The organism is Candidatus Eisenbacteria bacterium (genome assembly GCA_035712145.1).
GTDB lineage: Bacteria > Eisenbacteria > RBG-16-71-46 > RBG-16-71-46 > RBG-16-71-46 > DASTBI01.
Window position 1 is genome coordinate 73,742 of record DASTBI010000252.1, and the last position, 11,377, is coordinate 85,118.

Annotated in this window: 13 protein-coding genes; 3 read left to right on the plus strand and 10 right to left on the minus strand. The window is 67.9% G+C overall.

What is annotated here, in order from left to right; all coding sequences use genetic code 11:
* Positions 1-128: 128 nt before the first annotated feature.
* The 3 genes from VFQ05_17710 to VFQ05_17720 are packed head-to-tail and all read left to right on the plus strand — an operon-like array spanning position 129 to position 3,339.
* Positions 129-290: a hypothetical protein gene (locus VFQ05_17710; GenBank protein HET9328608.1), complete on the plus strand. Its 162-nt coding sequence runs from the start codon at positions 129-131 to the stop codon at positions 288-290.
* On the plus strand, positions 290-1,723 hold the full coding sequence (locus tag VFQ05_17715; protein HET9328609.1) for a methyltransferase domain-containing protein: 1,434 nt from the start codon (positions 290-292) through the stop codon (positions 1,721-1,723). Before VFQ05_17710 ends, VFQ05_17715 begins: the two co-directional genes overlap by 1 nt.
* Positions 1,720-3,339, plus strand: a complete 1,620-nt coding sequence (locus tag VFQ05_17720; GenBank protein HET9328610.1) for a sulfatase-like hydrolase/transferase — start codon at positions 1,720-1,722, stop codon at positions 3,337-3,339. The genes VFQ05_17715 and VFQ05_17720 overlap by 4 nt, the downstream gene beginning before the upstream one ends.
* Here the strand turns inward: VFQ05_17720 and glyA are convergent.
* The 10 genes from glyA to VFQ05_17770 all read right to left on the minus strand — a co-directional run bounded on the left by glyA (position 3,336) and on the right by VFQ05_17770 (position 11,344).
* The gene (glyA, locus tag VFQ05_17725) at positions 3,336-4,589 is read right to left on the minus strand and encodes a serine hydroxymethyltransferase (protein ID HET9328611.1); all 1,254 of its coding nucleotides are present in this window, start codon (positions 4,587-4,589) and stop codon (positions 3,336-3,338) included. The two genes, VFQ05_17720 and glyA, sit on opposite strands and share 4 nt — an antisense overlap.
* A 1-nt stretch (position 4,590) precedes the next feature.
* Positions 4,591-5,046 (minus strand): ribose-5-phosphate isomerase, encoded by a 456-nt coding sequence (locus VFQ05_17730; protein ID HET9328612.1) that lies wholly within the window; start codon positions 5,044-5,046, stop codon positions 4,591-4,593.
* 10 nt (positions 5,047-5,056) lie between these two features.
* Positions 5,057-6,004: a branched-chain amino acid transaminase gene (locus VFQ05_17735; GenBank protein HET9328613.1), complete on the minus strand. Its 948-nt coding sequence runs from the start codon at positions 6,002-6,004 to the stop codon at positions 5,057-5,059.
* A gap of 29 nt (positions 6,005-6,033) precedes the next feature.
* Positions 6,034-6,525, minus strand: coding sequence for a low molecular weight protein arginine phosphatase (locus tag VFQ05_17740; protein ID HET9328614.1), 492 nt, complete (start codon positions 6,523-6,525; stop codon positions 6,034-6,036).
* Between the two features lie 35 nt (positions 6,526-6,560).
* Positions 6,561-7,214, minus strand: a complete 654-nt coding sequence (locus VFQ05_17745; protein HET9328615.1) for an L-threonylcarbamoyladenylate synthase — start codon at positions 7,212-7,214, stop codon at positions 6,561-6,563.
* A 1-nt stretch (position 7,215) separates the two neighbouring features.
* Positions 7,216-7,704, minus strand: coding sequence for a 5-(carboxyamino)imidazole ribonucleotide mutase (gene purE, locus VFQ05_17750; protein HET9328616.1), 489 nt, complete (start codon positions 7,702-7,704; stop codon positions 7,216-7,218).
* A gap of 5 nt (positions 7,705-7,709) precedes the next feature.
* Complete coding sequence (purD, locus tag VFQ05_17755) at positions 7,710-9,011, minus strand: phosphoribosylamine--glycine ligase (GenBank protein HET9328617.1); 1,302 nt, start codon at positions 9,009-9,011, stop codon at positions 7,710-7,712.
* Between the two features lie 56 nt (positions 9,012-9,067).
* Entirely contained in the window at positions 9,068-9,622 is a 555-nt protein-coding gene (locus VFQ05_17760; GenBank protein HET9328618.1) for a hypothetical protein, read from the minus strand.
* Positions 9,623-9,715: 93 nt separating this feature from the next.
* The gene (locus VFQ05_17765) at positions 9,716-10,972 is read right to left on the minus strand and encodes an RNA polymerase sigma factor (protein ID HET9328619.1); all 1,257 of its coding nucleotides are present in this window, start codon (positions 10,970-10,972) and stop codon (positions 9,716-9,718) included.
* 9 nt (positions 10,973-10,981) lie between these two features.
* Positions 10,982-11,344 (minus strand): YciI family protein, encoded by a 363-nt coding sequence (locus VFQ05_17770; protein HET9328620.1) that lies wholly within the window; start codon positions 11,342-11,344, stop codon positions 10,982-10,984.
* Positions 11,345-11,377: the final 33 nt, after the last annotated feature.

Here is an 11,377-nt window from a genome sequence, read left to right on the forward strand (position 1 = left end):
CCCAACGTGCCTTCGACCCCCGCGAGGAGTATCTTTAGTCGCCGTTCTCCGAAGCCGATAACGGAGGTGGTTCGAAGCGTGGGACGAAGGTCCACGAAGTCCCCACTCGAGAGTCGCAGGGAGGCGTATTGCACAAGTCCATGGTCATTCTCTACATCGATCCGGTTTCGGGGTCTCTGCTCTTCCAGACCCTGATTGCGGGGTTCCTGGGCGCCGTGGCGTTCTGGCGTAAGTCCATCTGGGCGTTCTTCACCCGCCTCTTCGGCCCCAAGGAGAATCGCGAGAGCTGATGCCCGCTGTCGCCGGTCCGTCGAGTCATCGGATCGGGGGCTCGTTCCGTGATCCCGCCGGTTACGTGTTCGCCCGCGAAGGACGGATCTTTCGCGCGATCGACGAGGCCACGGCCGGCCATCTCCGAGCCCTCGAACGAGCCGGTGTCCTTTCCCGGCTGATCGAGTCGGGCGCGGTCGTCCGCACCCGCTTCGTGGACGATCCGCACCTGAGCGCCGGCCTCGCGGCCGAGCACGCGCCGTTCGCCGCCTTTCTCGAGCACGACCTGATCGCCACGCTGAGCTTTCCCTACGAGTGGACGGTGTCGATGATCGCCGACGCCGGCCTCGCGACGCTCGACGTGCAGGATCAGGCGCTGGCGGCCAGCGCCTCCTTGAAGGATGCCACCGCCTTCAACGTCCAGTTCGTGCGCGGCCGTCCCGTCTTCATCGACCTCGGCTCCTTCGAGCGGCCCGCGCGCCTCGACGTGTGGTTCGCGCTCGGACAGTTCAACCAGATGTTCGTGTTTCCGCTGCTCCTGTGCGTTCACCATGGCTGGGATCCGCGCGCCTACTTCCTGCCGCGCCTCTCGGGACGCTCGGTGGAGGACGTCGCGCGCACCCTGGGACGCCTGGAGCGATGGGGACCGCGCGCCCTCTTCGACGTCACGCTGCCGCTCGCGCTCAACCGCGCGGCGCAAAAGCAGGCCCAGGTGGACCGCTCGCTGCTCGAGAAGGCCAACCCCGATGCCCGGGCGCAGCGCCTGCAGATCGACCGGCTGCGCGGCAAGCTGCGCAAGCTCGCCTCCTCCTACAAGCCCGCCGGCGCCTGGTCGGACTACGAGCGCACCTGCACGTATACCGACGCCGCCGAAGAGGCGAAAAAGGCGCTGGTGCGGCGCTTCATCGAGGCCCGGCGGCCGAAGCGCGTGCTCGACCTCGGATGCAACACCGGCGACTACAGCCGCATCGCCGCGGCGGCCGGCGCCGAGGTGATCGCGGCCGACGGCGACCATGACGCGGTCGAGATCCTCTACCGGCGGCTGCGCCGCGAGCCGGCCTCCATCACGCCGATGGTGGTCGACATCACGAACCCCAGTCCCGCGATCGGCTTCCTCAACCAGGAGCGGCCTTCTTTCCTGGAGCGCCTCGACACCGACTGCGTGCTCGGCCTGGCGCTGCTCCACCACCTGCTGATCTCTGGAAATCTGTCGCTGGACGCGGCCTGCGAGCTGTTCGCCGCGCTGACCCGCGATCTGCTGGTGCTCGAGTTCGTGCCCACCGACGACCCGATGTTCCGCCGCATGCTGCAGTTCCGGCGCGATCTCTTCTCGGGCATCGACCTGGCGGCCTGCAAGCGCGCCTTCGGCCAGCGCTTCCGCCTGCTCGAAGAACACGCCATCGAGGGCTCGCCCCGCACGCTGCTGTTCTATGCCAAGGAGGCCCCGATATGAGCGACGCGCTCCGAAGCTCGGGAGCGCGCCACCTGTTCGGACGGTTCGTCGCGGCGACGTTCGTCGTCTTCCTGCACTTCGCCCCCGAGATCAGCTCCTATCAGAACGTCCGCAACCGTTTCTTCCGGCAGTGGAGCCTCAACGACGCGATCTCGCTGACGCTCGACATCTTCGTGCTCGGCACGCTCATCACGCTGGTCGTGCAGGCGCTCGACCGCCCGCAGTGGCCACGGGTGCGGGGCGTGATCCGCGCGCTGTTCGTGCTGGCCATCGTGAGCGGGATCGTGGCCAACATCGAGATCCTCCACCGCCCGCACTTCCTCTCGTTCGAGATCCTGTGGCTGCTGATGGCCGGAGCGGTGGGCTACTCCCTCGCCAAGCCCCAGAGCCGGGTGGTGCGCTTCGCATACAAGCTCTCGCTGGTCTTCTCGCCCCTGATCCCGATCGTCCTGATCCAGATGTTCATGTGGAGCACCTGGGGGGCCCCGCACCGCCCGCTGCGGGTGTCGTTTCCCACCGGTCCTTCGCGTCCCGTGTTCGTGTTCGTATTCGACGAGTGGTCGTTCGTTCGCTCCGCACCCGGCGGGGAATTCCGCTCGACGCTTCCGCATCTGCGCGAGCTGGCCGAGCGCTCGTTGTTCTTCCGCAACGCCCAGTCGCCGGGGGACGACACCTATCGGGCCCTGCCGCTCCTGCTCTACGGGGATCACCCGCTCGACCACCTGCCGCGGGTGTTCAACAAGATCGGCAAGCGGGGCCGGGAGTACGTCACCAGCAGCCGCCCGCCGCAGCGCGTGGAGAGCATCTTCTCGGTGGCAAGAAGCGCCGGCTACAACACGGCGCTGATCGGCTTCTATCTTCCCTACGAGAGCATGTTCCGAGACTCCGTGGACTTCGGCCGCGGCTATTCCTTCTACCCCGTGACCTCGAGCCTGTGGAGGCGGATGCTGCTCGACGCGCTCGAAGCCTTGCGCTACGAGACCGATCCCATATCCCGCCACCTCTTCCGCATCCTCTACGCCAAGGTGTTCACTCGGAACTGGCTGCGGCTGCACGAGCGCATGGGCAGCGGCATCGAGGACGCCGTGGACAAGATGCCGAAGAACACGCTCACCTTCGTCCACTACCCCCTGCCGCACGCGCCCTTCATCTGGAACGAGGACGGCACATTCCGCGGCGTCTATCCGATCGACTGGCATCGCACCAGCGCCGAGATGGACGGTGCTCTGGGAACCGAAGAGGAGTATCAGCGGCAGCTCGTTTACTTCGACAAAGTCGTCGGCGAGCTGATGGACCGGCTGAGGAAGGAAGGAAAGTACGACGACGCGCTGATCGTGCTCACGTCGGATCACTCGTGGCGCTTCGATCCGGATTCCAAGCTCGCCAACGGGGCGCGTCGCTGGGTGCCGCTGATCGTCAAGCTACCGGGCCAGACTCGAGGGTGCGTGATCGACACCCCCATCTCGAATATCCGGTATCAGGGTTTCGTGCGTCACGTGCTGCGCGGCGATGCCGACGATCCCGAGATCGAGGCGATCCTCCGGCAGTGCGCCGAATCCACTTCCGGGCGCATCGACGCGCCGCCCGGTTCGGGCCGCGCCAGCGGGCTTCCCTAGCGGAGCACCGGCTCCCAGGCGAAGAGCGGGAATGCCGCGGCCAGCTCGCGCACCTCGCGGCCGACCGCCTCGCCGTGGGCCTCGTCCTCGGGCCGCTCCAGGACCCGGGCGATCCAATCGGCGATCATCCGCATCTCCTCCACCCCGAAGCCGCGCGTGGTGAGCGCCGGGGTGCCGATCCGGATGCCGCTCGTCACCCACGGCTTCTGCGGATCGTCGGGCACGGCGTTCTTGTTGACGGTGATCGAGGCGCGATGGAGCGCCTCCTCGGCGATCTTGCCGGTCAGCGAGCGGCGGCGCAGATCCACGAGCAGCAGATGATTGTCGGTGCCGCCCGACACCAGGTCGAAGCCGCGCGCCGTGAGCCCCGAGGCCAGAGTCGCCGCATTCTGGATCACGCGCGCCTGGTAGCTCTTGAACCCCTCGGTCAGCGCCTCGCCGAAGCACACCGCCTTGGCGGCGATGATGTGCATGAGCGGTCCGCCCTGCAGCATCGGGAACACTGTCTTGTCGAGCTTCTCGCCGAGCTCCTGGCGCGACAGCACGAACCCGCCGCGGGGACCGCGCAGGGTCTTGTGCGTGGTGCTGGTCACCAGGTCCGCGTGCGGCACGGGGCTCGGGTGGAGCCCGGCGGCCACCAGGCCGGCGATGTGGGCCATGTCGACGACCAGCGTGGCGCCGACTTCGCGGGCGATGCGGCCGAAGCGCTCGAAATCGATGACCCGAGGATACGCGCTCGCCCCGGCGACGATGAGCCGCGGCCGATGCTCGCGCGCCAGCGCTTCCATCTGCTCGTAGTCGATGCGCCCGTCCTCGGGACGGACGCCGTACTGAACGGCCTTGAACAGCCGTCCGGAGAACGACACCGAATGCCCGTGGGTGAGGTGCCCGCCGTGCGCCAGGCTCATGCCCAGCAGCGTGTCGCCCGGCGCGGCCACCGCAAGGTACGCGGCAAGGTTGGCGGACGCGCCCGAGTGAGCCTGCACGTTGGCGTGCCCCGCACCGAACAGCCGGCCGACGCGCTCGAGCGCCAGGTTCTCGGCCACGTCGACGAATTCGCAGCCGCCGTAATAGCGCTTCCCCGGGAGGCCTTCGGCGTACTTGTTGTTCATCACCGAGCCCATCGCCTCGAGCACCGCCGCGCTGGCGAAGTTCTCGGAGGCGATCAGCTCGAGCGTCTGCATCTGACGCCGGCGCTCCGCGGCGATCGCTTCGGCGATGACGGGATCCTGATCCCTCAGTTCCGACACGTCAGCTCCTGATCAGGCGGTGCTCGTAGGCGCTGATCTTCTGGATCCGCGCGACGTGACGGCCGCCTTCGAAGGGGGTTTGGAGCCAGATCTCGAGCCAGCGCGCCGCGTCGTCGGGATTCGCCAGCCGTCCCCCGAGCGCGAGCACGTTGGAGTCGTTGTGCTGCCGCGTGAGACGCGCGGTCTCGTCGCTGTACACGAGCGCCGCGCGCACGCCATTCACCTTGTTGGCCACGATCGCTTCGCCGATTCCGCTTCCGCCGAGCACGATGCCACGCTCCGCGCGACCGGAGGCGACCCGCTCGGCGACCGGAATGCAGAAGTCGGGATAGTCCACCGGGGGCTCGGCGGCATGGGTGCCGAGATCTTCGACCTCGTGACCCGCGCGGATCAGCTCCTGCTCGAGACGCTCTTTCAGCGCGAAGCCGGCGTGATCGCTTCCGATCGCGACGCGCACGCGCCCGGGCTCAGCGTGTCCGCGAGGCCGCCGGCTGAGGCACCGGCGTCAGCCACTGATGGCGGTCGGGCGTCTCGCCGCGCACGATTCCGAAGAACGCGGTCTGCAGCGCCTTGGTGATCGGCCCCGGCTCTCCGGTGCCGATCGGAATCCGGTCCACCGAGGTGATCGGATTGATCTCGACGGCGGTGCCGCAGAAGAACATCTCGTCCATCAGGTAGAGCTGCTCGCGCGGGATCACCTGCTCGCGGACCGTGTAGCCCAGGTCCGCGGCGAGCTGGATGACGCTGGCGCGGGTGATGCCGGCGAGGATGGAGCTGGTGATCGGCGGCGTGACCAGATCGCCCTTCAGCACCGCGAAGACGTTCTGGCCGCTGCCTTCGCTCACGAAGCCTCGCACGTCGAGCGCGATGGCCTCGGCGTATCCGTCGACCAGCGCCTCCATCTTCATGAGCTGCGAGTTCATGTAGTTGGCCGAGGCCTTGGCCAGCGCCGGAAGCGTGTTGGGCGCGAAGCGCCACCAGGAGCTGACCTTGACCGCCACGCCCTTGCTGAGCGCCTCCTCGCCGAGATACTTGCCCCACGGGAAGGCGGCGACCGCGACCTCGACCGGAGAGCCGAAGGGGTTGACGCCCAGGTTCTCGTAGCCGCGGTAGATCAGCGGACGCAGGTAACAGTCGCCGAGGTCGTTGACCGCGACGACCTCCAGGCAGGCGTTGCGGATCTGCTCGCGCGTGAACGGCAGCTCCATGCGGTAGATCTTGGCGGAGCCCATCAGCCGGTCGAGATGCTCGTCGAGCCGGAAGATCGCGGGTCCGCGTTTGGTCTTGTAGCAGCGGATCCCTTCGAAAACGCTCGAGGCATAGTGCGCGACATGGGCGAGAACGTGGATGGTGGCGTCTTCCCAAGCCACCCACTTCCCGTTCATCCAGATCTTCTCGACCTTGGTGATGGCCATGGCTTACCTCTGGCTGCGGTCCCGGGACCTCAGGCGGACCGGGTCCGCAATGCCTCCTGAATCGAAGGAACGACCCGCTGGAGGTGACGCTGGATCCGGCGCCAGCACTCTTCGTACGCCTCGATCGAGGCCCCGAAGGGATCCGACACCGGCCAGGCGGGCTCCCCCGGCGGTGGGTAGTCGCTCAACAGGTGCACCTTCTTGGGATCGCCGCCCAGCGTGTGAACCGCGGCCAGGTGGGCCCGCTCCATGACCAGGATGAGGTCGGCTTCACGGACGAGAGCCGGAGTCAGGCGTCGCGATCGATGGCTCGTGAGATCCACTCCGTTGTCGCTTGCGATCTTGATGCTGGGCTCGGTGGCCGGCTGTCCCTCCCAGGCCGCCGTTCCCGCCGACTCCACTTCCACTCGCTCGGTGTCCGCACCCAGCTCACGGCGCAGCAGACCGGCCGCCATGGGACTGCGGCAGGTATTCCCGGTGCACACCAGGAGAACGCGGAAGAGGGATTCGGAGCGCGACACGCTGGGCCAAGGATAGGAGGCCCCGCGCGGGCGAGTCAATCGGCGTCGGCCTTCGTCTCGTCGTCGAACTCGCCGAGCTCGGCTTCGACGTCGACGGCGCCGCGCCGCAGCAGACGCGGACGCGTTGCGCTCACGTCCACCAGAGTCGAAGGGAACCGCTTGTCCCGGGGTCCGCCGTCCAGCACCAGATCCAATTGATTGCCGAAGATCCGCATCACCTCCTCGGCGGTCCGCGCGGGGGGTTGGCCGGTGAGGTTGGCGCTGCTGGCCACGACTGGCCCGCCGATGCGCGACAGCAGCCGCTCGCACAGCCGATCCTTGGGGCAGCGCAGCGCGATGGTGCCTCCGGCCCCGCGCACCGGCGGCGGCACCACCGCGGCGGCCAGGAAGATCATCGACAGCGGCCCCGGCCAGAAACGCTGGATCAACCGCTCGGCGACCGGCGGCACGTCGGCCGCGAGTCCATAGACCTGCGAAGGCGTCGGAATCAGCGAGATCACCGCGAGGGACAGATCACGCCGCTTGAGACGCGCCACCATCTCGACCGCCCGCACATCGAAGAGCGAGCACCCGAGGCCATAGAGGGTGTCGGTCGGGAACCCGATGACGCCCCCGCGCAGCACCGTCTCGGCGGCGGCGTCGAGCGCCTCCTCGTCGGGCGAGTCGGGATCGATCTTGAAGAGATCCAAATCAGCGTTTCCTTGCGGCCGGCTTGGGGGATTCGAGGCGGCGGGCCAGCGCCGGATCGGACACCGCCAGGATCCGCACCGCCAGATGCGCCGCGTTGCGCGCTCCCCACGATCCCACGCCGAGCGTCCCGACCGGAACTCCGGGCGGCATCTGCACCGTGGCCAGCAAGGCATCGAACCCCGAGAGCGGCGAGCTCGCGAGCGGCACGCCCAGCACCGGCAGCTTCGAGTTGGCGGCCATGGCGCCGGCCAGGTGCGCGGCCCCTCCCGCCCCGGCAATGATCACCTCGAGGCCGCGCGCCCTCGCGGTGCGCGCGTATTCGGCCGCGGCTTCGGGCGTGCGGTGCGCGGAGCGCACGGCGATCTCGTTGCCGATGCCGAAATCGTCGAGGACGCGGGACGCTTCCTCCATCACCGGCCGGTCCGACTCACTGCCCATCACGATGCCGACCCGAACTTTTGAAGCCTGCTTCCTCGAAGCCACGCTCATCCCCCTCACGAGTTTGTACCCGGCCGCGATGTGGCGGCCGAGACGCCGTCAAAGGCGATGTCGGTTCGATATCGCCAACCGTTCCTTCCCACGTCCGCGATGGCCGCGTACGCGTGGTCTCTCGCTTCCTCGCGGGTCGCAGCCTTGGCGACGACATAAGCCGCGCGCCCGCCGCGCACCACCCACTCCTCGTTCTCCCACCGCGTGCCGGCGTGAAAGACCGTGACCCCGTGCTGCTCGGCGGCGCGGTCGAGCCCCGTCAGCGTTCCGCCTCCATGCACGGCCTCGGGATACCCTTCATCCACCAGGGCCACGACCACCGTATGCTGGTCGCTCGGACGAATCGATTGCGACTCGAGATCTCCGCGCGCCGCGCTCATCAAGAGCCGCGCGAACGAGCCTTCGACGAGCGGCAGCACCGCCTGGGTCTCCGGATCGCCGAAGCGTGCGTTGATCTCCAGCACCTTGGGCCCGTCACGGGTGATCATGAGACCGGCGTAGAGCGTGCCGCGGAACGGCATCCCGCGCCGCGACATCACCGTGAGCAGCGGCGCGATGATGCGGCGCCCGGCCTGGTCGGCGATCGCGCGCTCCACCGCGGGCGCGTACGCGCCCATTCCACCCGTGTTCGGGCCCTGGTCGCCTTCGCGCGAGCGCTTGTAGTCACGCGCCGGAGCGAGCAGCACGTAGGCGCGGCCGTCGCACACCGCGGTCAACGACAGCTCGTCGCCTTCGAGATATTCCTCCATCACCACGGTACGGCCGCTCTCGCCGAAGCGATCGCCTTCGAGAGAGCCGGCCAGGAAGTCCAGCACTTCTTCGCGCTCCCGCGACACCAGGACCCCCTTCCCCGCGGCGAGGCCGTCGGCCTTGATCACCCACGGAGGGCCGAATGAGGGGAGCGCTTGCCGGGCATCGTCGAGTCGATCGAAGCGCGATGCGCGAGCCGTGGGCACGCCCACCTGGGTCATGACCTCTTTCGCGAACCACTTGCTCCATTCGAGCTTGGCCGCGCTGCGCGTGGGACCGTAGACGGGGATGCGCTTGGCGTCGAAGGCGTCGGCCACGCCCGCGGCCAGCGCCGCGTCCGGTCCGATGACGGCGAGCTGGATCTTCTCGTCCTCGGCCGTCTTGGCCAAGGCGGCGCCGTCGGTGTCCGGAATGTCGAGGCGCCGGAACGAGCGACCCATGCCGTCGTTCCCCGGTGACACGATGATCTCGGACACTTCCGCGTCCTGCGCGAGGCGCCATGCGAGCGCGTGCTCGCGACCGCCCGATCCGACAACGAGAATGCGGAGTCCCTTCACAGGACGGAATCTAGAAGCGGGCGTCCGAGGGGGTCAAGCCTGCCGGAGCCTTCGGCTCAGGGGACCGGAGGCGCTCCATTCGACATGGCGGCAAGCAGGCCCTTTCGGTCGAAAGTCACCTGTGAGAGGTAATGACGAGCTCCGTGCTCGTAGGAGCAAACCCAGCCGCCGCCTTTGCGCTTGGCGGTGAACGACTCGGGCGAGTAATTCCAGCGGCGCTCGCCACAGGAGCCCAGCGACATCACCGCGGCCGCCGCGAGCCTTGCGCTCCTGGCCGAGGACACTTTCATCAACCCCACCCGCAATTCTTCCACGCTTCGGAGCGGCCGCACCTGGCCTTGCTCGTTCACCTCGGCGACCATCGTGACGGAGCTCTCGAACGGCGGCTGGATCCCGCGCGCGTGCGTGAGCACATAGTAGAAGCGCCGCCCTGGGTATGCCGCTTCGACCGCCGAATTGCGAAGTCGTGCGGGACCTTCGTCGCATCCGTATCCAGGACGCGTCCGATCGAGCCAGTTCTTGAACGTCGCCAGGCCGGCATCGTTCCCGTATGGAGGTGTCGTCGTGGTGACGACGCATACCGTGACCAGAGCAGTGAGAATGGGGCCCATGCAATTGGTTATCGGCGGCGAGCGAGGCCATCTCGAGGGACCCGCGGCGCCCGGGCCGAGTAGCACCCTCCACGCGTTCAGACACGCGCAGATTCATGAGACCGAGAGGTCACGTCGTCGCTCCTCCAGAAACCGTCTCTCGGGCTCCTGTCGTGCCAGCTCGAGCGCGCGCGTGTACGCGACTCTCGCTTCATGATTTCTCCCCAACTGGCGTAGCAGCTCGGCGCGTGCCGAGTGCGCGAACGGATAATCCTTCAGATCCCCGCGCGCCAGGATCGCGTCCATGAGCTCCAGTCCGGCCAGTGGCCCATCCCGCATCGCGATCGCTGCGGCTTGGTTGAGCTCGACGACCGGGGAAGGCGCCGCCCGCGACAGGACGTCGTAGAGCCCGACGATCTGCGGCCAATCCGTGGCTGCCGCGGTGGGCGCCTCGGCATGAACCGCGGCGATCGCGGCCTGCAGTGCGTACGGCCCGAACCGCCTGGACTGGAGCGCGCGGCGTACGAGGTCGAGGCCTTCGGCGATCATCGCCGAGTTCCACCGAGAGCGATCCTGCTCGTCGAGCAGCACGATCCTGCCGTCCTCGGTCGTGCGCGTGGCGCGACGCGACTCGTGGAGCAGCATGAGCGCCAGCAGTCCCGCGCACTCCGGCTCGGGAAGCAGCTCGACCAGCAGGCGACCCAGCCGGATCGCCTCGCTCGACAGATCATGGCGAGTCAGGGACCCGCCCGACGTCGCGTGGTAGCCCTCGTTGAAGACCAGGTAGACCACATGCAGCACCATGTCGAGGCGCTCGGCCAGCTCGTTCCGCGGCGGAATCTGATAAGAGATGCCGGCGTCGCGAATCTTCGATTTCGCGCGCACGATGCGCTGAGCGATCGTCGGGGGCCGCGTGAAGAACGCGTGCGCGATCTCCTCGGTGGTGAGTCCGCAGACCTCGCGCAGCGTCAGGGCCACCTGGGCGTCCGGCGGCAGCGCCGGGTGACAGCAAAGGAAGATCAGCCGCAAGCGATCGTCGAAGGCGCACTCATCGTCGAGGCTCGCCGGATCGGGCGGAGTGGACTCCAGGCGCTCGGCGATCTCCCCCCATGACGCATCGAACCGCGCGCGGCGCCGCATGGAGTCAATTGCTTTGAACCGGCCCGTGGAGACCAGCCACGCGCGGGGCTTGGTGGGCACGCCGTCGCGCGCCCACTGGACGACCGCCGCGGTGAAGGCGTCGTGCAGCGCCTCCTCCGCCAGATCGAAATCGCCGAGCAGGCGGATCAGCGTGGCGAGGATGCGGCGCGACTCGGTGCGATAGACGGCGTCGACCGTCTCCCGCGCCCGATCGGCCGCCTCATCGCTCATGCCGCAAGACTAACGGACGGCCACCGGCACTTCCCACACCGGCCGCACCTCGATGCTGCCGTACTTGGCCCCTGGGATACGCGAGCCGATCTGGATGGCCTCGTTCAGATCCTTGGCTTCGATCATGTAGAAGCCGCCGAGCTGCTCCTTGGTCTCTGCAAATGGGCCGTCGGTGGTCGACAGCTTGCCGTTGCGGATCCGGACCGTCGTCGCCGAGGAGGTCGAGTGCAGTCGATGTCCCGCAACCCAATGGCCGCTCGACTTGATGCTCTCCCCGAAGGCTCCGTACTCGGCCAGAACCTGCTCGGTCTCTGCCTGAGGCAGCTTGGGCCATTGCGACTCGTCGGAGTAGATCAGGCACAGGTACTTCATGTTTCGCCTCCCGTTCCTGGGGTGAAATTGGAC

Coding starts and splice junctions, on each gene's coding strand:
- VFQ05_17715 (HET9328609.1), top strand. CDS start 290: ATGCCCGCTGTCGCCGGTCCGTCGAGTCATCGGATCGGGGGCTCGTTC.
- VFQ05_17720 (HET9328610.1), top strand. CDS start 1,720: ATGAGCGACGCGCTCCGAAGCTCGGGAGCGCGCCACCTGTTCGGACGG.
- VFQ05_17735 (HET9328613.1), bottom strand. CDS start 6,004: ATGGCCATCACCAAGGTCGAGAAGATCTGGATGAACGGGAAGTGGGTG.
- purE (HET9328616.1), bottom strand. CDS start 7,704: ATGAGCGTGGCTTCGAGGAAGCAGGCTTCAAAAGTTCGGGTCGGCATC.
- VFQ05_17760 (HET9328618.1), bottom strand. CDS start 9,622: ATGGGCCCCATTCTCACTGCTCTGGTCACGGTATGCGTCGTCACCACG.
- VFQ05_17765 (HET9328619.1), bottom strand. CDS start 10,972: ATGAGCGATGAGGCGGCCGATCGGGCGCGGGAGACGGTCGACGCCGTC.
- VFQ05_17770 (HET9328620.1), bottom strand. CDS start 11,344: ATGAAGTACCTGTGCCTGATCTACTCCGACGAGTCGCAATGGCCCAAG.